The organism is Pseudomonas sp., assembly GCF_030684895.1.
Classification (GTDB): domain Bacteria; phylum Pseudomonadota; class Gammaproteobacteria; order Pseudomonadales; family Pseudomonadaceae; genus Aquipseudomonas.
The window spans coordinates 22,995-43,586 of record NZ_JAUXXP010000041.1; the positions used below are offsets into that span (position 1 = coordinate 22,995).

Sequence of the window (20,592 nt, forward strand, 5' to 3'; positions counted from 1 at the left end):
CTCTATTTGCCGATCCGGCGTAGGCCGGGTCTACACCTTGCTGGGAGTGATAAAACAAGATGAGCACTCATTACATTGCCGGTGCCTGGCACGCAGGCCAGGGTGAAGCCCTGGAATCGCTCAATCCGGTCAGCCAGGAAGCCATCTGGCAAGGTCAGGCTGCCAGTGCTGCACAGGTAGACGCCGCCGTGCAGGCCGCCCGCGCGGCATTCCCGGCCTGGGCCTCGCGCTCGCTGGATGAACGCATCGCCGTGCTCGAGCAGTTCGCCGCCACCCTGAAAAGCCATGCCGACGCACTGGGCCACTGCATTGGTGAAGAAACCGGCAAGCCGCTGTGGGAAACCGCCACCGAAGTCACCAGCATGGTCAACAAGGTCGCCATCTCGGTGCAGAGCTACCGCGAGCGCACCGGTGAGAAGAGTGGCCCGTTGGCTGACGCTACCGCCGTACTGCGGCACAAGCCGCATGGCGTGGTCGCCGTATTCGGTCCGTACAACTTCCCTGGTCACCTGCCAAACGGCCATATCGTCCCGGCGCTGCTGGCAGGTAACTGCGTGGTGTTCAAACCTAGCGAGCTGACCCCGAAAGTCGCCGAGCTGACCGTCAAATGCTGGATCGAAGCCGGTCTGCCGGCGGGCGTGCTCAACCTGGTGCAGGGGGCGCGCGATACCGGTGTGGCCCTGGCCGCGCATGACGGCATCGACGGCTTGTTCTTCACTGGCTCCAGCCGTACTGGCAACCTGCTGCACAGCCAGTTCGCCGGTCGCCCGGACAAAATTCTCGCGTTGGAAATGGGTGGTAATAACCCGCTGCTGGTGGATCAGGTCGCTGATCTCAATGCCGCCGTGTACACCATCATTCAGTCGGCCTTTATCTCGGCCGGCCAGCGCTGCACCTGTGCGCGCCGCCTGCTGGTGCCGCAAGGCGCGTGGGGCGATAGCCTGCTGGAACGTCTGGTGGAGGTTGCCGCCAGCATCAAGGTCGGCAGTTTCGACGCCCAGCCTGCGCCCTTTATGGGCTCGGTAATTTCTCTGGCCGCCGCGCAGCACCTGATCAAGGCCCAGCAGCACCTGCTTAGCCAAGGCGCCAAGCCGCTGCTGGAAATGACCCAGCCGTTGCCCGGCGCCGCTCTGCTGACGCCTGGGATTATTGATGTGACTGAGGTGGCCAAGCGTCCGGATGAAGAGTTCTTCGGCCCGCTGCTGCAGGTGATCCGCTACGCCGATTTCGAGTCCGCCATTGCCGAGGCCAACAACACTCAATACGGTTTGGCCGCTGGCCTGTTGTCGGATTCCAAGGCGCGTTACGAGCAGTTCTGGCTGCAAAGCCGCGCCGGTATCGTCAACTGGAACAAACAGCTGACCGGTGCAGCCAGCACCGCGCCGTTTGGCGGTGTGGGCGCCTCCGGCAACCACCGCGCCAGTGCCTATTACGCGGCGGATTATTGCGCCTACCCGGTGGCCTCGCTGGAATCCGACAGCCTGAGCCTGCCTGCCACCCTGACACCCGGAGTAAGCCTGTGAGCCAAGTATCCAACGCGTCTGCATTTGAAGTGAATTTCGACGGTTTGGTCGGGCCGACTCACAACTATGGTGGCCTGTCCTACGGCAACGTCGCCTCGCAGAGCAACAGTCAGGCGGCGTCTAGCCCGAAAGAAGCAGCCAAGCAGGGCCTGGCGAAGATGAAGGCCCTGATGGAAATGGGCTTCAAGCAGGGCGTACTGGCCCCGCAGGAACGTCCGAACGTCGCCGTGTTGCGCAGCCTGGGTTTTACCGGCACCGACGCGCAGGTGATCCAGAAGGCCGCGAAAGACGCCATGCCGCTGCTGGTCGCCAGCTGCTCGGCCTCCAGCATGTGGACGGCCAACGCCTGCACCGTCAGCCCCAGTGCCGACACAGCCGATGGCCGCGTGCATTTCACCGCTGCCAACCTCAACTGCAAATTCCACCGCTCGATCGAACACCCGACTACCAGTCGTGTGCTCGGCGCCATGTTCGCTACTGAGCAGCACTTCGCTCACCACGCGGCGTTGCCGGCAGTCGGTCAGTTCGGCGATGAAGGTGCGGCCAACCACACGCGCTTCTGCAAAGGCTACGGTGATGCTGGCGTGGAGTTCTTCGTATTCGGCCGTAGTGCCTTCGACAGCCGCTTCCCGGCTCCGCAGCGCTACCCGGCGCGGCAGACCCTGGAAGCCTCGCAGGCGGTTGCCCGCTTGCATGGCCTGAGCGATGACGGCGTGGTTTACGCCCAGCAGACGCCGGCCGTGATCGATCAGGGTGTGTTCCACAACGACGTGATCGCTGTGGGCAATGGCGAGGTGCTGTTCTATCACCAGGACGCCTTCCTCGACACCGACAAGGTGCTGGCTGAGCTGAGCGACAAGCTTGCCCGCCGTGGCGGCAACTTCCAGGCCGTGTGCGTGCCGCGTGATGCGGTGACGGTGGAGGATGCGGTCAAGTCCTACCTGTTCAACAGCCAGCTGCTCAACCGCGCCGATGGCGGCATGCTGCTGATCGTGCCGGAAGAGTGCCGCAACAACGCCAATGTCTGGCGCTACCTGGAGCAACTGACCAGCGGTAACGGGCCGATCCGCGAGGTTAAAGTCTTCGACCTCAAGCAGAGCATGCAGAACGGCGGTGGCCCGGCGTGCCTGCGCCTGCGCGTGGCGCTCAAGGAGCACGAGCTGGCGGCGGTCAATCAGGGCGTGATCATGACCCCAACCCTGCACGACAGCCTCAACGTCTGGGTCGACAAGCACTACCGTGATCGCCTGAGCGAAAACGATCTGGCTGACCCACAATTGCTCAATGAATGCCGTGCGGCCTTGGACGAACTGACGCAGATCCTTAAACTGGGCGCGGTTTATCCATTCCAATTAGCTTGAGTAGGGTGGGTCACGCTTTATCGACCCACCATTACGGGCTGTGGTGGATGTAAAAAACGACATCCACCCTACGCCAATACCTGTGGAGATTTTATGAGCGACGCCCTGCAACTGATCCTCGAAGACACTGACGGCACCCAGCTGGAAACCTCCTGCACGCGTTTTGCCGTGATCTGGCAGGGCCAGGAAATCTGGTTCCAGCAGGTGGGCAACAACCAGCTGATGATCGGTGTGGACGTGGAGGAGGGCGCTGCCGAGTACGCCAACCTGCTGCTGCGCCCGCTGGCCACCAACCTGGTAAGCCTGGAGCTGGAGATGGAAGCGGCCGGTCTGGCGGACGAAGATGACGATCATGTGCACGGTCCTGACTGCAACCACTAAGAACCCGTTTACGATCTGCTGCGCGTCGGCCCTGCTGCGTTAAAAGCAGGCTCGGAATGCTCATTTACAGCTCGTAAACTCCGCGTCCTCGCCTGCTTTTGCCTTGCATGGCTCTAGCTCGCGAGATCGTAAAAACGCTCTTCTGAGGAAACGCCCATGCTTGCCCTCGGCAAACTGCTTGAACTGACCCTGGCCGGCCACGAGCCTGCAGCGAAGATTCAACTGACCCCCGAGGGCACGCGTTTGCGTTGGCTGACCGAAGGCGCGTTGGAAGTAACGCCGCCGGTGGCCAGCGACAATGGCCTGGATCTGCTGCTGTCAGCCGGCATCCATGGCAACGAAACCGCGCCGATTGAATTGCTCGACCGCCTGTTGCAGGGCATTGCCCGCAACCAGTTGAAGCCCCGCGCACGCATTCTCTTTCTGTTCGGTAACCCCGCCGCCATGCGCAGCGGTGAGCGTTATATCGAGCAGGACATCAACCGCCTGTTCAATGGCCGCCACGATCAGCACACCGGTGCCGAAGCGCTGCGCGCCTGCGATCTGGAGCATCTGGCCGCAACCTTCTTCAACAAGCCGGATCGCACCCGTCTGCATTACGACTTACACACCGCGATCCGCGCGTCGAAGATCGAGCAGTTCGCCCTCTATCCGTTTCAGGAAGGCCGTCCACGCAGCCAGCGTGAACTGGCGCGCTTGAGCGCTGCCGGGATTGAGGCGGTGCTGCTGCACAACAAGAGTTCGATCACCTTTAGTGCCTACACCTATACCCAGCTTGGGGCGGAAGCCTTCACCTTGGAGCTGGGCAAAGCGCGGCCGTTTGGGCAGAACGAGCTGGTCAACCTGGACCTGCTCGAACTGCATCTGCAGGCGCTGATCGAGGGTCGCGAGCCCGAAGGCGCCAGCGATGATCTGGGCGAGCTCAAGCTGTTTGCCGTGGCGCGCGAGGTGATCAAGCACAGCGACGCCTTCAAGCTGCACTTGCCGGCCGATATCGAGAACTTCAGCGAACTGCCGATTGGCTACTTGCTGGCTGAAGACCTGGCTGATACCCGCTGGGTGGTGGATGAGCCAGGTGCGCGGATTATCTTCCCCAATCCCAAGGTCAAGAACGGCCTGCGCGCCGGCATCCTGATTGTTCCCGCCGAAGACGTGCAGCTGGCTTGATCCCAATGGCAAGTGCCAACGTGTAGCCCGGATGCAATCCGGGGCGCGGTGTTAGCCGCACAATAGTTTCCCGGATTTCATCCGGGCTACGACGCGGCGGTTAACCCGTAGCCAGCCAGTAGGGTGGATGGCGCTTTATCCATCCACCAACTGATGCGCGTCAGGTGGATGAAAAAGGCGTCATCCACCCTACACAGCTGTCCTGCGTTTTCTTGCCTGATCTGTACCTTGTTTGCCTACGTGGCGCGCTTTAGCATCGGGCTTTAGCCCCACTAAGGACTGCCCGCCATGCCCGTTATCGACCTGCGCAGCGACACCGTCACTCAGCCGACTCCAGGCATGCGCGACGCCATGCAAGCCGCCGAACTGGGCGATGACGTGTATGGCGAAGACCCTACGGTGAACAGTCTGGAGCAGTACCTGGCGGCCGAGCTAGGCTTCGAGGCGGCGCTGTTCGTACCCACTGGCACCATGAGCAACCTGCTCGGGCTAATGGCCCATTGCGCGCGGGGCGATGAATACATTGTTGGCCAGCAGGCGCATACCTATAAATACGAAGGCGGCGGTGCGGCGGTGCTTGGCTCGATCCAGCCGCAGCCGATCGAGGGCGAAGCTGATGGTTCGCTGGACCTGGCCAAGGTCGAGGCGGCGATCAAGCAGGATGATTTCCACTTCGCCCGCACCCGCCTGCTGGCGCTGGAAAACACCATGCAGGGCAAGGTGCTGTCGCAGGCCTACCTGCAGGCGGCGCGCGAGCTGACCACGCGTCGCGGCTTGGCCCTGCATCTGGACGGCGCGCGGTTGTATAACGCAGCAGTCAAACTGGGCGTGCCGGCGCGGGAGATAACCCAGTACTTCGATTCGGTGTCGGTGTGCCTGTCCAAAGGCCTCGGCGCGCCGATTGGCTCGGTGTTGTGCGGCTCAGCCGAGCTGATCGGCAGGGCGCGCCGTTTGCGCAAGATGGTCGGCGGCGGCATGCGCCAGGCCGGCATGCTGGCTGCGGCTGGTTTGTATGCCTTGCAGCATCAAGTGGCACGCCTGGCCGAGGATCACGCCAACGCCGAGCGCCTGGCTGCCGGCCTGCGCGAGCTGGGTTATGCGGTGGAGTCGGTGCAGACCAATATGGTCTACGCCCAGGTCGGCGAGCAGGCCGGCGCGCTGAAGGCCTTCTGCGCCGAGCGCGGGATCAAGCTCACTGCGGCGCCACGGCTGCGTATGGTCACTCACCTGGATATTTCCTCTGAAGATATCGATCAGGTAGTGGCGGCTTTTGCCGATTTTCGTTCGAGATGAATCTATAGAGGGCAGCTAATAGCTGTTATCTATCAATAAAGGCACTAGCCCCCTAGCGCAGGCCCGATATAATGCGGCCCTTTGCCGGCTTTGTCGTGGCCGCTGGTTTTTGGAAGATTCCTATGAAAAGCGCAGAAATCCGTGAAGCCTTCCTCAGCTTCTTCGAACAGAAGGGGCACACCCGTGTCGCCTCCAGCTCTCTGATTCCGGGCAATGACCCGACCCTGCTGTTCACCAACGCGGGGATGAACCAGTTCAAGGATTGCTTCCTCGGCCTGGAAAAGCGCGCCTACACCCGCGCCGCCACCAGCCAGAAGTGCGTGCGTGCCGGCGGCAAGCACAACGACCTGGAAAACGTCGGTTACACCGCACGTCACCACACCTTCTTCGAAATGCTCGGCAACTTCAGCTTTGGCGACTATTTCAAGCGCGACGCCATTCACTTCGCCTGGGAGTTCCTCACAGGCGACAAGTGGCTGAACCTGCCCAAGGAAAAGCTCTGGGTCACTGTATACGCCACTGATGACGAGGCCTACGACATCTGGACCAAGGAAGTCGGCGTTCCTGTCGAGCGCATGATCCGCATCGGCGACAACAAAGGCGCGCCGTATGCGTCCGACAACTTCTGGACCATGGGCGATACCGGTCCGTGCGGTCCGTGCACCGAGATTTTCTTCGACCACGGCGAGCACATCTGGGGTGGCCCGCCGGGCTCGCCAGAAGAAGATGGCGATCGTTACATCGAGATCTGGAACAACGTGTTTATGCAGTTCAACCGCACTGCCGATGGTGTGCTGCACCCGCTGCCGGCGCCGAGTGTGGACACCGGCATGGGGCTGGAGCGCGTCAGTGCAGTGTTGCAGCACGTCAACTCGAACTACGAGATCGACCTGTTCCAGAGCCTGCTCAATGCGGCGGCCAAGGCCATCGGTTGTGCCAACGAAGCTCAGGCTTCGCTGAAAGTGGTGGCCGACCACATCCGCTCCTGCGGCTTCCTGATCGCCGACGGCGTGACCCCGTCCAACGAAGGCCGTGGCTACGTGCTGCGCCGCATCATCCGTCGCGCCTGCCGTCATGGTAACAAGCTGGGCGCCAAGGGCAGCTTCTTCTACCAGATCGTTGCCGCGCTGGTGGCCGAGATGGGCGGTGCCTTCCCAGAGCTGAAGCAGCAGCAGGCGCATATTGAGCGCGTGCTGAAAACCGAAGAAGAGCAGTTCGCCAAGACCCTCGAGCAGGGTCTGAAGATTCTTGAGCAGGATCTGGCTGAGCTCAAAGGCACGGTGATTCCGGGTGAGGTGATCTTCAAACTGTATGACACCTTCGGCTTCCCCATGGACCTCACCGGCGACATCGCCCGTGAGCGTGAGCTGACCCTGGATGAAGAAGGCTTCGAGCGCGAAATGCAGGCGCAGCGCGAGCGTGCCCGTTCTGCCAGCGCCTTCGGCATGGACTACAACGCGCTGGTTAAGGTCGATAGCGACACTGCGTTCCTCGGCTACCAGGGCACTAGCGGCAGCGGCAAGATCATTGCGCTGTTCAAGGCCGGTCAGGCCGTCGACAGTCTGGGCGAAGGCGAGGAGGGTGTAGTTGTCCTCGATCAGACGCCGTTCTACGCCGAATCCGGTGGCCAGGTTGGTGACTGCGGCTTCCTTGAAGGTGCTGGCGTGCGTTTCGACGTGCGTGATACCACCAAGGCTGGCGGCGCGTTTCTGCACCACGGCGTCGCGGTCAAAGGCGGTTTGAGCGTCGGCACCTCGGTCAAGGCCGAAGTGGATGCCAGTGTGCGTCAGGCTACTGCGCTCAATCACTCGGCGACTCACTTGCTGCACGCCGCCCTGCGCCGGGTACTGGGCGAGCACGTGACGCAGAAAGGCTCGTTGGTCGACAGTCAGCGCCTGCGCTTTGACTTCAGCCACTTTGAGGCGATCACGCCTGCGCAGCTGAAAGAGCTGGAAACCATCGTTAACCGTGAAGTGCGCGGCAACAGCGACGTGGAAACCCTGGAAACCGATATCGAAACCGCCAAGGCCAAAGGTGCCATGGCGCTGTTCGGTGAGAAGTATGGTGATCAGGTGCGGGTGTTGAGCATGGGCGGCGACTTCTCTGTCGAGCTGTGCGGCGGTACCCACGTCAAACGCACTGGCGATATTGGCCTGTTCAAGATCACCAGCGAAAGCGGCGTGGCCGCAGGCGTGCGGCGTATTGAAGCAGTCACTGGCGCTGCAGCCTTTGCTTACCTGAATGGCGCGGAAGAGCAGCTGAAAGAAGCGGCGGCGCTGGTCAAGGGCAGCCGTGACAACCTGCTGGATAAGCTCGCCGGTGTGCTGGAGCGCAACCGTCAGCTGGAAAAAGAGCTGGAGCAACTCAAGGCCAAGGCTGCCAGTGCGGCAGGTAATGACCTGGCGGGTTCGGCTGTCGACGTCAAAGGCATTAAGGTTCTGACGGCGCGACTCGATGGCCTGGACGGCAAGGCATTGCTGGCGATGGTCGATCAGTTGAAGAACAAGCTCGGCAGCGCGGTGATCCTGCTCGGCGGCGTGCAGGACGACAAGGTCGTGCTGGTGGCCGGTGTGACCCAGGATCTGACCGCCAAGCTGAAGGCTGGCGAGCTGATGAAGCAAGCTGCCGCGGCAGTCGGCGGCAAGGGCGGCGGTCGTCCAGACATGGCGCAGGGCGGCGGTGTCGATGCTGCGGCGCTGGATGGTGCGCTGGCGTTGGCCGTGGCTTTCGCCGAGCAGGGGCTGTAAACGCCTGATTCCCCGGATCTACAGCCCAAGGCCCGGTATACGCCCGGCGGGCCTTGGCAGGGTATTGAGTTATCTGTTTAATGGGCGCCCTTCACGGGCTGAGGCGGCTTTGAAATGGCTTTGATCGTACAGAAATTTGGCGGCACCTCCGTCGGCACTGTTGAGCGTATTCAGCAGGTGGCCGCGAAGGTGAAGAAATTCCGCGAAAACGGCGATGACATTGTGGTTGTGGTTTCCGCCATGAGCGGTGAAACCAATCGCCTGATCGATCTGGCCAAACAGGTCAGTGATGGTCAGCCGGTACCGCGTGAGCTCGACGTGATGGTCTCGACTGGTGAGCAGGTGACGATTGCCCTGCTGGCCATGGCGCTGATCAAGATTGGCGTGCCGGCGGTGTCCTATACCGGCAACCAGGTGCGCATCCTGACTGACAGCGCGCACAACAAAGCGCGCATCCTGCAAATTGATGATCAGAAACTGCGTGCCGACCTCAAGGCCGGTCGTGTGGTGGTGGTCGCGGGTTTCCAGGGTGTCGATGAGCACGGCAATATCACCACGCTTGGGCGCGGCGGCTCTGACACCACCGGTGTGGCGCTGGCTGCTGCGCTAAAGGCTGACGAGTGCCAGATTTACACCGACGTTGATGGTGTCTACACCACCGATCCGCGTGTAGTGCCGCAGGCTCAGCGTCTGGAAAAGATTACCTTTGAAGAGATGCTGGAAATGGCCAGCCTCGGTTCCAAGGTGCTGCAGATTCGTTCGGTGGAATTCGCCGGCAAGTACAACGTCCCGCTGCGCGTGCTGCACAGCTTCCAAGAGGGGCCGGGCACCCTCATTACCCTTGATGAAGAGGAATCCATGGAACAGCCGATCATCTCCGGCATCGCTTTCAACCGCGACGAAGCCAAGCTGACCATCCGTGGCGTACCGGACATCCCGGGCGTGGCGTTCAAAATTCTCGGCCCGATCAGTGCTGCGAACATCGAAGTGGACATGATCGTGCAGAATGTTGCGCACGATAACACCACCGATTTCACCTTCACCGTGCACCGCAATGACTACACCGCGGCGCAGCAGGTGCTGGAAAACACCGCCCGTGAACTGGGTGCGCGTGAAGTGATTGGCGACACCAAGATTGCCAAGGTGTCGATCGTCGGCGTCGGTATGCGTTCCCACGCCGGTGTTGCCAGTCGCATGTTTGAAGCGCTGGCCAAGGAAAACATCAATATCCAGATGATCTCCACCTCGGAGATCAAAGTCTCTGTGGTAATCGAGGAGAAATATCTGGAGTTGGCGGTGCGCGCCCTGCACACTGCTTTTGAACTGGATGCCCCGGCCCGTCAGGGCGACTGAGGCATTATCCGAAAGGCGCGGTTTATCCCGCGCCTTTTGTCTTTTTGGTTGGCATGAGCAGGAACTTTCTTTCTGCTCACACTGGTCAATACTTGGGTGAAGGCTCTGCTTGAGATGTTCGGGGCTGCCACCGTTTTCTTTTTTGCAGACTGCTGTTGTCCTGAACTGAAATCCGTAAGGAGAAAGGAATGCTGATTCTGACTCGCCGGGTCGGAGAGACCCTGATGGTGGGTGACGAAGTCACTGTCACCGTGTTGGGCGTTAAAGGTAATCAGGTGCGCATTGGCGTTAACGCGCCGAAAGAGGTTGCCGTGCACCGCGAAGAAATTTACCAGCGCATCCAGAAAGAGAAAGGCGAAGAACCAAGCCACTAATTTTTATCGAAATTTTGGCTTTGCAAACGGGGAAAACATGGTTATCATGCGCCCCGTGTTGCGGAGAGGTGGCCGAGTGGCCGAAGGCGCTCCCCTGCTAAGGGAGTACATCTCAAAAGGGTGTCGGGGGTTCGAATCCCCCCTTCTCCGCCATTATTTAGTGCTGTAGGCGTTGATTTAGAAGTCTACAGTGCAAGTGTTACATGCACTCATAGCTCAGCTGGATAGAGTACTCGGCTACGAACCGAGCGGTCGGAGGTTCGAATCCTCCTGAGTGCACCAAACAAGAAGGGCCTGCAGCGATGCAGGCCCTTTTTATTGCCTGCCATTTATGGCGGTCACCCGGCGACTCGTCGCTGTGCGACGTTTAAAACGACTCCCGGTCATTATTTATTCGCCGAACTCAGCGGTTGGCCTTGCTTTTGACGCAGCCGGCTTCATCGAAGCTGACGTTGCGCTTGTTGCCTTTCTTGCCCTGGTAAACGTAACGCGTCTGGCCGTTCTGTTCGCTGACCTTGTCAGGCTTGCCGAGGCTGCTCTCGACATCGCTGCGGCTCATGCCCAGGCGTACCTGCTGTTTGATGATGGCGGCGCGCCGTTCGCTACTGCTCAGGTGGTTGCCGCAGCCGTCCTGCTTCACGCCGATCACTGTCAGCTCATGCTCATCTTTCTTCTTGCTCTCGCGGCTCGCCTTGCGCGGTTTGGCCAATGGCACCGGTTTACCGCTGCCGGGTGTGGGGTTGTAGGCCTGTTGTAGGCTTTGGCTGTGTTCGTTGGGGCAACCCTGGCGGGTGAAAGTGATATGGCCTTTGGCGTCTTCGCAGCGAAATACCGTTGAGCTGAGTGTGGGCAGCGGGCAAAGCAGAATGGCGCAGAAAGCTGCGCAGCGCAGTCCATGCATGGTGCGTCCTCCGTGACGATCCATGTGTAAGGGTAGTCGATGGCTTTGTCTGCGCCAGGCGTGCCTTTGCCAGTGCCCGGCACGTCGCAGTTACAGATGTGAAGGTGCGCTTAAGTTTGTCGTGCAAGCGCTTGTTCTAGGATTGTTTTTGTCACATGCAAAGCGCCTGGGCGGTGGTATCATTTGCCGCGTCAGCCCCGCCGGGGCTTGTGGAAAACCACCATGGACTTACCCAGTAGTTACTCTGAATCTCGATTGTGCAATCACGTGTTGACTGATTGACCCTCTGTGGCGTGCGCTGCCGCTGGGGGTGGAGCGCGCCATGACTGAAGTAGAAGCAAAAAAGCCGCAGGACAGCCTGCAAAATCGCCTGGCCCAGGTGGTCGAGCTGTTGCATCGGCACAAGCTGGTCGAAGACCTGACGCATCGTCAGGAAGGCCAGCACCACGACCGGGTGGAAAACCTGGTGCATCGGCAGAATCTTGCCGAATTGCAACGCAAGCTCGATGAGCTGCACTCCGCCGACGTTGCTCACATTCTTGAAGCCTTGCCGCTTGATGACCGCCTGACGGTCTGGCAGCTGGTCAAGGTCGAGCGTGATGGCGACATCCTCCTCGAAGTGTCCGACGCAGTGCGTGAAACCCTGCTCGCGGACATGGACGACCATGAAATTCTCGCCGCCGCCAGGGACATGGACGCCGACGAGCTGGCCGACCTGGCCTCCGAGCTGCCGCGCGATGTTGTGCATGAGCTGATGGAAACCCTCGATGCGCAGCAGCGTGAGCGCGTGCGCTCGGCGTTGTCCTACGAGGAAGATCAGGTCGGCGCGCTGATGGACTTCGAGATGGTCACCATCCGCGAAGACGTCAGCCTGGAAGTGGTTTTGCGTTATCTGCGCCGCCTCAAGGAGCTGCCCGGGCACACCGACAAGCTGTTTGTGGTCGACTACGACGGCGTGCTCAAGGGTGTGCTGCCGGTCAAGCGTTTGCTGGTCAATGACCCGGAGAAGCTGGTCAGCGAGGTTATGGCCACCGACCCGGTAAGTTTCCATCCGGATGAGGACGGCTACGACGCCGCGCAGGCGTTCGAGCGTTACGACCTGATTTCTACGCCGGTGGTGGACAAGAACGGCAAGCTGATCGGCCGTTTGACCATCGATGAAATGGTCGACCTGATCCGTGAGGAGAGCGAAAGCGAGGTCCTCAATATGGCCGGTCTGCGCGAGGAAGAAGATATCTTCGCCTCGGTGTGGAAATCCCTGCGCAACCGCTGGGCCTGGCTGGCGATCAACCTGGTCACCGCCTTTATGGCGTCGCGGGTGATTGGGTTGTTCGAGGATTCCATCGAGAAGCTGGTGGCCCTGGCTGCACTCATGCCGATTGTCGCGGGTATCGGTGGTAACTCGGGTAACCAGACCATCACCATGATCGTACGCGCCATGGCGCTGGATCAGGTCAGCACCGGTAATACCTCGCGCTTGATTCGCAAGGAGCTGGGTGTGGGTCTGGTCAACGGCATCGTCTGGGGTGGAGTGATTGGTGTGGTGGCCTATCTGCTCTACGACAGCTGGTCGCTGGGCGTGGTGATGACAGCTGCGATGGTGCTGAACCTGCTGCTGGCAGCGCTGATGGGGGTGCTGATCCCTATGACGCTAGTGCGTATGGGGCGTGATCCGGCCTTGGGCGCCAGTGTGATGATCACGGCGGTAACCGATAGTGGTGGCTTCTTTATCTTCCTGGGTTTGGCCAGTCTGTTTCTGCTCTAGCGGCTTGTTGCGGTGATGGCGCTTTTTCTACAGAAAATGTCTCATTGGGCTGCTCTGGGTTTGCTTCAAACGCTCGTTTCACGCTAAGGTTCGCCAGCTTTGCCCGGGATCACCTCCCGGGCGCTCCTATCTAATAATTAACGCAGCTCACATGTAGCTGGTAATGGAGCCAAGATGACCCCTAGTGAACTCCTCCTCGAGGGTGTCGAGCTCATGCTGTTCGGCCTGGGCACCGTATTTCTCTTTCTGATTCTATTGGTGCTGATGATCCGCGTGATGTCGTGGGTTATCGAGCACTTTGCCGCGAAAACACCCATTCCCGTATCTGTGCCATCAGCAGTCAAGCCGGCCTCCGACGAGCCGAGCGCTGATGTGCTAGCCGCTATCCAATCCGCTATTCACCAGCACCGCGCCCGCCGTGGGTGAGTCAGGTTCGACAGGGAGCATCTGTATGACTGCCGTAAAACAAGCACTCGGAATTACTGATGTGGTGTTGCGTGACGCCCACCAGTCGATCCTGGCCACCCGCGTGCGTCTGGAAGACATGCTGCCGATCGCACCCAAGCTCGATCAGGTCGGTTTCTGGTCCGTCGAGTCCTGGGGTGGCGCGACCTTCGATGCGTGCATCCGTTACCTGGGTGAAGATCCATGGCAGCGCATCCGCGAGCTGAAAAAGGCCATGCCCAACACCCGTCAGCAGATGCTGCTGCGCGGACAGAACCTGCTGGGCTACCGCCACTACGCTGATGACGTTGTGGAAAAATTCGTCGAGCGCGCCGCCTTCAATGGTGTTGATGTGTTCCGCGTATTCGACGCGATGAACGATCCGCGCAACCTGCAGACCGCCCTCAAAGCGGTCAAGCAGCTCGGTAAGCATGCTCAGGGCACCATCTCCTACACCACCAGTCCGGTGCATACCCTGGAGATGTGGGTCGACCTGGCCAAGCAGATCGAAGACATGGGCGCCGACTCGGTGGCCATCAAGGATATGGCCGGTATTCTGACGCCCTACACCGCATTCGAGTTGGTGACGCGCCTGAAGGCAACCCTGTCGATCCCGATTCATATGCAGTGCCACGCTACTGCTGGGCTGTCGTCTGTGGCCATTCTTAAGGCCGTGGAAGCTGGCATCGACAATGTCGATACCGCCATTTCCTCGTTGTCGATGACCTATGGCCATTCGCCGACTGAGTCTGTGGTGGCGATGTTTCAGGGCACCGAGCGCGATACCGGCCTGGACCTGTTGCTGCTTGAAGAGATCGCTGCCTACTTCCGTGAAGTACGCAAGAAATACGCGAAATTCGAGGGCAACCTCAAAGGCGTGGACTCGCGCATTTTGGTCGCTCAGGTGCCGGGTGGCATGCTGACCAATATGGAAGGTCAGCTGAAAGAGCAGGGAGCCCAGGATAAGTTTGACGAAGTGCTGGCCGAAATCCCGCGTGTGCGCGAAGACCTCGGCTTTATCCCGTTGGTAACTCCAACTTCGCAGATCGTCGGCACCCAGGCGGTGATCAACGTGCTGACCGGTGAGCGCTACAAATCCATCACCAAGGAAACCGCCGGCATCTTGAAAGGTGAATACGGCGCAGCGCCGGCGCCTTTTAATAAAGAGCTGCAGGCGCGGGTGCTCGATGGTGCTGAAGCGGTGACCTGCCGTCCGGCTGATCTGCTTGAAGCCGAGATGGACAAGCTGACTGCCGAACTCAAGGGCATTGCAAAAGAGAAGGGCATTAAGCTGGCTGCCGACGAAATCGACGACGTGCTGACCTATGCCCTGTTCCCGCAGATCGGCCTGAAGTTTCTGGAAAACCGCGGCAATCCGGCAGCCTTCGAGCCGGTGCCAACCGGCAAGGAAACTCTGGTTCGTGAAGCCGGCAAGCCTGAGGTCTACACCGTAGAAGTGGGCGGCAAGTCCTATGTGGTGCAGGTCAATGAGGGCGGTGATGTCGAGGGGCTCAAGGCTGTCGGCGGCGCGACTCATGCGGCGGCGGTAGCAGCGCCGGTTGGCGCTGGCGAGCCGCAGAATGCCCCGCTGGCCGGCAACATCTTCAAGGTGCTGGTGCAGCCAGGCCATGCCGTGGAAGAAGGGCAACTGGTGATCATCCTCGAAGCCATGAAGATGGAAACCGAAATCCGTGCGTTCAAGGCTGGCACCATCGGTGCGGTCAACGTCAAGGTCGGTGATGCGGTGGCGGTGGGCGACAGCCTGCTGACCATCGGTTAAGGGAGCGCGGTAATGGATAAGCTCCTCAAGCTTTGGCAGAGCACCGGCCTGTACCACGTCGAGCCGGGCCAGCTGTTTATGATGGCGGTGTGCATCCTGCTGATCTATCTGGCGATCAAGAAGGGCTTCGAGCCGCTGCTGTTGTTGCCGATTGGTTTTGGCGGCCTGCTGGCCAACATCCCGGTGGCGAATATGGCGGAAGGCTCCGGTTTTCTGCATATGATCTACGAGGTGGGTCTGCCCACCAGTATCTTCCCGCTGCTGATCTTCCTCGGCGTCGGCGCCATGACCGACTTCGGGCCGATGCTGGCCAACCCCAAGACCTTGCTGCTTGGGGCGGCGGCACAGTTCGGGATTTTCGGCACCCTGATGGGGGCGCTGGCGATCACTGCCCTGGGTATCCCGGGGCTTGAGTTCACCCTCAAGGAAGCCGCATCCATCGCGATTATCGGTGGCGCCGATGGCCCGACCTCGATTTTCGTGACCTCCAAGCTGGCGCCGCATCTGCTCGGACCGATTGCCGTGGCGGCCTATGCCTATATGGCGCTGGTGCCGTTGATTCAGCCGCCGATCATGCGCGCGCTGACCACCAAGGAAGAGCGCGGCATCGTTATGCAGCAGCTGCGCCCTGTTGGGCAGGCCGAGAAGATCATCTTCCCGATTGTGCTGTGCCTGCTGATTGGCATGCTGCTGCCCGATGCGGCGCCACTGATCGGCATGTTTGCTCTCGGTAACCTGTTGCGCGAAGCCGGTGTGGTTGAGCGTTTGGCCGATACTTCACGCAATGCGCTGATCAATATCGTCACCATCTTCCTCGGCCTGACCGTAGGCTCGAAGCTCTCGGCCGATTCCTTCCTGCAGCTGAAAACCCTGGGCATTCTCAGCCTGGGTATGGTGGCGTTCTGCGCCGGTACGGCAGCTGGGGTGTTGATGGCCAAGCTGATGAACCTGTTCAGCAAGAACAAGATCAACCCGCTGATCGGCTCGGCCGGGGTGTCTGCGGTGCCGATGGCGGCGCGGGTGTCGAACAAGGTGGGGCTGGAGGCCAATCCGCAGAACTTCCTGCTGATGCACGCCATGGGCCCGAACGTGGCCGGGGTGATTGGCTCGGCAGTGGCGGCGGGGGTGCTGCTCAGCTTTGTTGGCTGATTGCTGCGCTCAATAAAAACCGCCGAAAGGCGGTTTTTATTGGCAGAAAAATGGGCAGCAAAAAAACCGGCCTAGGCCGGTTTTTTCATTGTGCAGCGCAATCAGGCTTCTTCTGCGGCCATCTCGGCGTCGTGAGCAATCAATGCCACCAGGGCATTTTGCTGACGGCGCGACAGCTGGCGGAAGCGTTGCAGCAGCTCACGCTCGTGCAAGGACAGGTCTGGGCTGTCCAGGCGCATATTGAGGTCATCACCCAGAGCGCTTTCCTGGAGCATGCTTTGCTCAAGGCGAGCAATGATCTCCGAGTTCATGCTGCGGTGATGGTTACGTGCGACATCCGCAATGCGTTCGCGCATGCCATCGGGCAGACGAACTACGAATTTGTCAGCGGTACGGCTGGAATAGAGTGCTGGTTTCATAGGGCGCGTACATTAAACCGGTTAGTTTAGGAAAGCGATACTGGCAATGGGCTATAGGATTGTCACCGGTTTGACCGCCTATAGCACTAACCGTTCAGCCAGAAAGCCGCTTAGATCGTGTGTGACTCTACAGTCGCTTGGTCGGTAAATTGACGCCAATCGCGTGTCGCATTTTGCGATGGGTAAAGGCGTTATGCCAGCACCAGTCATCAGAAATGCGCCGTACTGTGCAAAAAGCAAGGAAAACTGCCCGCTCGCAGAAAAAACGTCAAGCAATGGTCACGTAAGTGTCACGGCCCATTAATCGGCCTGACACAGGATTTGCCTACCTTGGTCTACACCAGAAGGCGGCTGCTAGCCGTGGTGTAACCGCTAATAAAAGGAGGCATTCCATGAGCGCAGTGATCCGGGTTGAGAGCCTGAACAAAACGTTCGGCCGCAAGCAGGCGCTGTTTGATCTGGCGCTGTCCGTTGAGCCCGGTGAAATGGTGGCGCTGATTGGAGCCTCGGGGTCCGGCAAGTCGACCTTGCTGCGTCATGTGGCGGGCCTGGCCTGCTGCGACCGTAGCGGCGGTGGCAGCATTCAGGTGCTGGGCCGTGAAGTACAGGCTGCAGGCCGGTTGAATGGCGAAGTGCGTCGCCTGCGCGCCGATATCGGTTACATCTTCCAGCAGTTCAATCTGGTCGGCCGCCTTAGCGTATTGCAGAACGTGCTGCTCGGTTGCCTGGGGCGCATCCCGCGCTGGCGTGGCACCTTCGGTCTGTTCAGTGCCGAAGAAAAGCAGCAGGCGCTGCAGGCTCTGGCCCGTGTTGGGCTGGCGGATCTGGCGCAGCAGCGCGCCTCGACCCTGTCTGGCGGCCAGCAGCAGCGCGTGGCGATTGCCCGTGCCCTGTGTCAGCGCGCCAAGGTGATTCTGGCCGACGAGCCGATTGCCTCGCTCGACCCAGAATCAGCGCGCAAGGTCATGCAGATTCTCGCCGACATCAACCGCGAAGACGGCACCACCGTGGTGGTCACTTTGCATCAGGTCGATTACGCCATGCGCTATTGCCAGCGCGCCGTGGCGTTGAAAGCGGGGCGGATTCATTTCGACGGCGCCGCCGCCGAGCTGCATCCCAACTTCCTTAACGATCTTTACGGGGCCGAGCTGCTAGCCGAGCCGCAAACCGCCGAAAAATCGCGCCGTGCGCGCACGCCGAAAGTCCCGCTGGCTCTGGCTAAGGCCTGAGCCGCTTGCCTGTTATGCCAACCCCTGTATGTCCATCTGCACTAGGAGTGCTTTGCATGTTCAAACGTATCAGTCGCGTTCTCGCCGCATCCACGCTGCTGGCCGGTTCGGTTCTGGGCGCCGCCCAAGCCGCTGAGCAGGAAATCAATTTCGGCATCATCTCCACTGAGTCCTCGCAGAACCTGAAAACCATGTGGGACCCCTTCCTGGCGGACATGAGCCAGCAAACGGGCCTGAAGATCAAAGCCTTCTTCGCCCCTGACTACGCCGGGATCATCCAGGGCATGCGTTTCGACAAGGTCGACATGGCCTGGTACGGCAACAAGGCTGCGATGGAAGCTGTGGATCGTGCCGGTGGGCAAGTTTTCGCCCAGACCGTCGCGGCTAACGGCACTCAGGGCTATTACAGCCTGATGGTTGCGCACAAGGACAGCCCGATCAACTCGATCGAAGACATGCTGAAAAACGCCAAGACCCTGACCTTCGCCAACGGCGACCCGAACTCCACCTCGGGCTATCTGGTACCGGGCTACTACGTGTTTGCGCAGAACAACGCTGATGCCAACAAAATCTTCAAACGCGCCCTTAACGGTAGCCATGAAGTTAACGCGCTGTCGGTGGCCAACAAGCAGGTCGATGTCGGCACCTTCAACAGCGAAGGCATGGAGCGCCTGCAAGTGACTGCGCCGGACAAGGCCGCACAACTGAAAGTGATCTGGACCTCGCCGCTGATCCCGTCTGACCCGATGGTATGGCGCAAGAATCTGGATGACGCCACCAAGAACAAGCTGCGCGAGTTCTTTATGACTTACGGCGACAAACCGGCTGAGTTGAAAGTGCTTGAAGGGCTGCAGTGGGCCAAGTTCAAGGCTTCCGATGACGACCAGCTGCTGCCGATCCGCCAGCTGGAACTGTTCAAGAAGCGCACCGAAGTCGCTAACAACGAAAAGCTTAACGCTGCCGACAAGCAGGCTCAGCTCAAGGAGCTGGATGCCGAGCTGGCCAAGCTGGAAAAGCGTCTGGCTGAAATCGCCCAGAAGAACCCGGCAAGCGCTGGTTAATTGCACGTGCCGCCAGCGACTCGCCCAGTGGGCGGGTCGCTCTGTTCTGCCGCTTGATTCGAGATGTTGTTATGACCACTTTGACCACCGCACCCACGCCCGACCTGACCGCCAAGCGTTCCTGGCTGCAGCTGATCGGCTGGGGGCTGTTCTTCGTTGTGTTGGCCTGGTCCTGGCAGGGCGCGGAGATGAATCCGCTGGCGCTGATCCGCGACTCCAGCAACATGGCGACCTTTGCCGCGGACTTCTTTCCGCCCGATTTCAGCAACTGGGAGCTGTACCTCAAGGAGATGGTCGTCACCGTGCAGATCGCCCTCTGGGGCACGGTGCTGGCGATTATTCTGGCTATCCCGCTGGGCATTCTCTGCTCGGAAAACATCGTGCCCTGGTGGGTCTATCAGCCGATCCGCCGGGTGATGGATGCCTGCCGTTCGATCAACGAAATGGTCTTCGCCATGCTCTTTGTGGTGGCGGTCGGCCTGGGTCCATTCGCCGGGGTGCTGGCGCTGTTTATCGGCACCACCGGGGTGCTGGCCAAACTCTTCGCCGAAGCGGTCGAGGCCATCGATCCGGGCCCGGTTGAAGGCGTGCGCGCCACCGGCGCCAGCGCGCTGCAGGAAGTCATCTACGGGGTGATTCCGCAGGTCCTGCCGCTGTGGATTTCCTACTCGCTGTACCGCTTCGAGTCCAACGTGCGCTCGGCCACGGTGGTCGGCATGGTCGGCGCCGGCGGTATCGGGGTGATTCTCTGGGAAGCGATTCGCGGCTTCCAGTTCGCCCAAACCTGCGCCTTGCTGATCGTGATCATCCTGGTGGTCAGCCTGCTGGACATCATTTCGCAGCGCCTGCGCAAACAATTTATCTGACGGAGAACGGGCATCTGCGGATGCCCTTTATTAGCCATGCACTTGTCTAGACAACCCGAGCCGCTGTACCGCGAACTGGCCGCCGTGCTGCGCGATGAGCTGCAGCGCATGAGCCCTGGCGATTACCTGCCGGGTGAGGTGCAGCTAGCGGCGCGCTTTGCGGTCAACCGCCACACCCTGCGCCGCGCAGTGGATGAGCTGGTGCTTGAAGGCCGCCTGCTGCGCCAGCAGGGCAAGGGCACGCGGGTGCTGGCCAAACCGCTGATCTACCCGATGCAGGCCGGCAGTGCCTACAGCGCCTCGCTCTCGGCGCTCGGCCACAAGGTCGAGGCGCAATTGTTGGAAAGCCGCCTGCGCCCGGCTGGTTGTGAGGAGCGTGAATACCTGCAGCTGCCCAGTGGTGCGCAACTGCTGGAACTGAGCACCCTACGGCTGATCGAGGGCCAGCCCGTCAGTCTGATTCGGCATGCCTTCAGCACCGAATACGCCGAGTTGCTCGCCGACTACCAGGGCGGCTCGCTGCGCCAGTACCTCAGTCAGCGCGGCATGACCCTGACCCGCACCTTCAGCCTGATCGGCGCGCGCCTGCCCAGCCGTGACGAGGCCGCGCGTCTGCTGATGCCCCGGCACGCGCCTCTTCTTAGCGTGCAAACCCTTTCCCGCGATCTGGCTGGACGGCCGGTGGAGCTGTCGTTATCGACCAGCCGCGCCGACCGCTTCCAGTACCAGCTCGCCCTTTGATGGAGGCTTGTTGATGAACCGCGATAGACCGCACAGCG

At 60.4% G+C, this 20,592-nt stretch carries 18 protein-coding genes and 2 tRNA genes; 18 read left to right on the top strand and 2 right to left on the bottom strand.

Going from position 1 to position 20,592, the window contains the following annotated elements:
- Positions 1 to 59 precede the first annotated feature (59 nt).
- The 10 genes from astD to Q8M42_RS08215 all read left to right on the top strand — a co-directional run bounded on the left by astD (position 60) and on the right by Q8M42_RS08215 (position 10,481).
- Positions 60 to 1,523, top strand: a complete 1,464-nt coding sequence (astD, locus tag Q8M42_RS08170; protein WP_304867995.1) for a succinylglutamate-semialdehyde dehydrogenase — start codon at positions 60 to 62, stop codon at positions 1,521 to 1,523.
- Positions 1,520 to 2,884 (top strand): N-succinylarginine dihydrolase, encoded by a 1,365-nt coding sequence (gene astB, locus Q8M42_RS08175; RefSeq protein WP_304867996.1) that lies wholly within the window; start codon positions 1,520 to 1,522, stop codon positions 2,882 to 2,884. Before astD ends, astB begins: the two co-directional genes overlap by 4 nt.
- A gap of 93 nt (positions 2,885 to 2,977) precedes the next feature.
- On the top strand, positions 2,978 to 3,265 hold the full coding sequence (locus tag Q8M42_RS08180) for a topoisomerase II (RefSeq protein WP_304867997.1): 288 nt from the start codon (positions 2,978 to 2,980) through the stop codon (positions 3,263 to 3,265).
- Positions 3,266 to 3,421: 156 nt separating this feature from the next.
- A complete protein-coding gene (gene astE, locus Q8M42_RS08185) occupies positions 3,422 to 4,432 on the top strand; it encodes a succinylglutamate desuccinylase (protein ID WP_304867998.1) in 1,011 nt (336 codons plus the stop codon).
- 288 nt (positions 4,433 to 4,720) lie between these two features.
- Positions 4,721 to 5,725, top strand: a complete 1,005-nt coding sequence (gene ltaE, locus Q8M42_RS08190; RefSeq protein ID WP_304867999.1) for a low-specificity L-threonine aldolase — start codon at positions 4,721 to 4,723, stop codon at positions 5,723 to 5,725.
- 122 nt (positions 5,726 to 5,847) lie between these two features.
- Positions 5,848 to 8,472, top strand: a complete 2,625-nt coding sequence (gene alaS / locus Q8M42_RS08195; RefSeq protein WP_304868000.1) for an alanine--tRNA ligase — start codon at positions 5,848 to 5,850, stop codon at positions 8,470 to 8,472.
- Positions 8,473 to 8,586: 114 nt separating this feature from the next.
- Positions 8,587 to 9,825, top strand: coding sequence for an aspartate kinase (locus tag Q8M42_RS08200; protein WP_304868001.1), 1,239 nt, complete (start codon positions 8,587 to 8,589; stop codon positions 9,823 to 9,825).
- Between the two features lie 188 nt (positions 9,826 to 10,013).
- The gene (gene csrA / locus Q8M42_RS08205; RefSeq protein WP_025165378.1) at positions 10,014 to 10,199 is read left to right on the top strand and encodes a carbon storage regulator CsrA; all 186 of its coding nucleotides are present in this window, start codon (positions 10,014 to 10,016) and stop codon (positions 10,197 to 10,199) included.
- 62 nt (positions 10,200 to 10,261) lie between these two features.
- Positions 10,262 to 10,352: transfer RNA gene (locus Q8M42_RS08210), tRNA-Ser, on the top strand.
- A 52-nt stretch (positions 10,353 to 10,404) separates the two neighbouring features.
- A tRNA-Arg gene (locus tag Q8M42_RS08215) sits at positions 10,405 to 10,481 on the top strand.
- A gap of 121 nt (positions 10,482 to 10,602) precedes the next feature.
- On the opposite strand, the gene bamE is transcribed toward Q8M42_RS08215, so the two are convergent.
- Positions 10,603 to 11,100, bottom strand: a complete 498-nt coding sequence (gene bamE / locus Q8M42_RS08220; RefSeq protein ID WP_304868002.1) for a DUF4124 domain-containing protein — start codon at positions 11,098 to 11,100, stop codon at positions 10,603 to 10,605.
- Between the two features lie 322 nt (positions 11,101 to 11,422).
- On the opposite strand from bamE, the gene mgtE reads away from it, so the two are divergent.
- The 4 genes from mgtE to Q8M42_RS08240 all read left to right on the top strand — a co-directional run bounded on the left by mgtE (position 11,423) and on the right by Q8M42_RS08240 (position 16,238).
- Complete coding sequence (gene mgtE / locus Q8M42_RS08225; protein WP_167145463.1) at positions 11,423 to 12,865, top strand: magnesium transporter; 1,443 nt, start codon at positions 11,423 to 11,425, stop codon at positions 12,863 to 12,865.
- Positions 12,866 to 13,039: 174 nt separating this feature from the next.
- Positions 13,040 to 13,291, top strand: a complete 252-nt coding sequence (locus tag Q8M42_RS08230) for an OadG family protein (RefSeq protein ID WP_304868003.1) — start codon at positions 13,040 to 13,042, stop codon at positions 13,289 to 13,291.
- Positions 13,292 to 13,316: 25 nt separating this feature from the next.
- Complete coding sequence (oadA, locus tag Q8M42_RS08235) at positions 13,317 to 15,089, top strand: sodium-extruding oxaloacetate decarboxylase subunit alpha (RefSeq protein WP_304868004.1); 1,773 nt, start codon at positions 13,317 to 13,319, stop codon at positions 15,087 to 15,089.
- A gap of 12 nt (positions 15,090 to 15,101) precedes the next feature.
- Positions 15,102 to 16,238 (top strand): sodium ion-translocating decarboxylase subunit beta, encoded by a 1,137-nt coding sequence (locus Q8M42_RS08240; protein WP_304868005.1) that lies wholly within the window; start codon positions 15,102 to 15,104, stop codon positions 16,236 to 16,238.
- A gap of 101 nt (positions 16,239 to 16,339) precedes the next feature.
- On the opposite strand, the gene Q8M42_RS08245 is transcribed toward Q8M42_RS08240, so the two are convergent.
- On the bottom strand, positions 16,340 to 16,657 hold the full coding sequence (locus Q8M42_RS08245) for an Arc family DNA-binding protein (protein ID WP_090382962.1): 318 nt from the start codon (positions 16,655 to 16,657) through the stop codon (positions 16,340 to 16,342).
- 392 nt (positions 16,658 to 17,049) lie between these two features.
- Between Q8M42_RS08245 and phnC the strand changes: the two genes are divergently transcribed.
- The 4 genes from phnC (at position 17,050) to phnF (ending at position 20,554) form a co-directional block, all read left to right on the top strand.
- Entirely contained in the window at positions 17,050 to 17,886 is an 837-nt protein-coding gene (phnC, locus tag Q8M42_RS08250; RefSeq protein WP_304868006.1) for a phosphonate ABC transporter ATP-binding protein, read from the top strand.
- Positions 17,887 to 17,942: 56 nt separating this feature from the next.
- A complete protein-coding gene (phnD, locus tag Q8M42_RS08255) occupies positions 17,943 to 18,947 on the top strand; it encodes a phosphonate ABC transporter substrate-binding protein (protein WP_304868007.1) in 1,005 nt (334 codons plus the stop codon).
- Between the two features lie 71 nt (positions 18,948 to 19,018).
- Positions 19,019 to 19,813 (top strand): phosphonate ABC transporter, permease protein PhnE, encoded by a 795-nt coding sequence (phnE, locus tag Q8M42_RS08260; protein ID WP_304868008.1) that lies wholly within the window; start codon positions 19,019 to 19,021, stop codon positions 19,811 to 19,813.
- Between the two features lie 36 nt (positions 19,814 to 19,849).
- Positions 19,850 to 20,554, top strand: a complete 705-nt coding sequence (gene phnF, locus Q8M42_RS08265; protein ID WP_304868009.1) for a phosphonate metabolism transcriptional regulator PhnF — start codon at positions 19,850 to 19,852, stop codon at positions 20,552 to 20,554.
- Positions 20,555 to 20,592: the final 38 nt, after the last annotated feature.

What these genes read in the sequence shown, in the direction of transcription:
- astE (WP_304867998.1), top strand. Translation starts at nt 3,422, where the DNA reads ATGCTTGCCCTCGGCAAACTGCTTGAACTGACCCTGGCCGGCCACGAG.
- Q8M42_RS08200 (WP_304868001.1), top strand. Translation starts at nt 8,587, where the DNA reads ATGGCTTTGATCGTACAGAAATTTGGCGGCACCTCCGTCGGCACTGTT.
- Q8M42_RS08245 (WP_090382962.1), bottom strand. Translation starts at nt 16,657, where the DNA reads ATGAAACCAGCACTCTATTCCAGCCGTACCGCTGACAAATTCGTAGTT.
- bamE (WP_304868002.1), bottom strand. Translation starts at nt 11,100, where the DNA reads ATGCATGGACTGCGCTGCGCAGCTTTCTGCGCCATTCTGCTTTGCCCG.
- phnD (WP_304868007.1), top strand. Translation starts at nt 17,943, where the DNA reads ATGTTCAAACGTATCAGTCGCGTTCTCGCCGCATCCACGCTGCTGGCC.
- Q8M42_RS08240 (WP_304868005.1), top strand. Translation starts at nt 15,102, where the DNA reads ATGGATAAGCTCCTCAAGCTTTGGCAGAGCACCGGCCTGTACCACGTC.
- oadA (WP_304868004.1), top strand. Translation starts at nt 13,317, where the DNA reads ATGACTGCCGTAAAACAAGCACTCGGAATTACTGATGTGGTGTTGCGT.
- phnC (WP_304868006.1), top strand. Translation starts at nt 17,050, where the DNA reads ATGAGCGCAGTGATCCGGGTTGAGAGCCTGAACAAAACGTTCGGCCGC.
- alaS (WP_304868000.1), top strand. Translation starts at nt 5,848, where the DNA reads ATGAAAAGCGCAGAAATCCGTGAAGCCTTCCTCAGCTTCTTCGAACAG.
- phnF (WP_304868009.1), top strand. Translation starts at nt 19,850, where the DNA reads ATGCACTTGTCTAGACAACCCGAGCCGCTGTACCGCGAACTGGCCGCC.
- ltaE (WP_304867999.1), top strand. Translation starts at nt 4,721, where the DNA reads ATGCCCGTTATCGACCTGCGCAGCGACACCGTCACTCAGCCGACTCCA.
- mgtE (WP_167145463.1), top strand. Translation starts at nt 11,423, where the DNA reads ATGACTGAAGTAGAAGCAAAAAAGCCGCAGGACAGCCTGCAAAATCGC.
- csrA (WP_025165378.1), top strand. Translation starts at nt 10,014, where the DNA reads ATGCTGATTCTGACTCGCCGGGTCGGAGAGACCCTGATGGTGGGTGAC.
- Q8M42_RS08230 (WP_304868003.1), top strand. Translation starts at nt 13,040, where the DNA reads ATGACCCCTAGTGAACTCCTCCTCGAGGGTGTCGAGCTCATGCTGTTC.
- Q8M42_RS08180 (WP_304867997.1), top strand. Translation starts at nt 2,978, where the DNA reads ATGAGCGACGCCCTGCAACTGATCCTCGAAGACACTGACGGCACCCAG.
- phnE (WP_304868008.1), top strand. Translation starts at nt 19,019, where the DNA reads ATGACCACTTTGACCACCGCACCCACGCCCGACCTGACCGCCAAGCGT.
- astD (WP_304867995.1), top strand. Translation starts at nt 60, where the DNA reads ATGAGCACTCATTACATTGCCGGTGCCTGGCACGCAGGCCAGGGTGAA.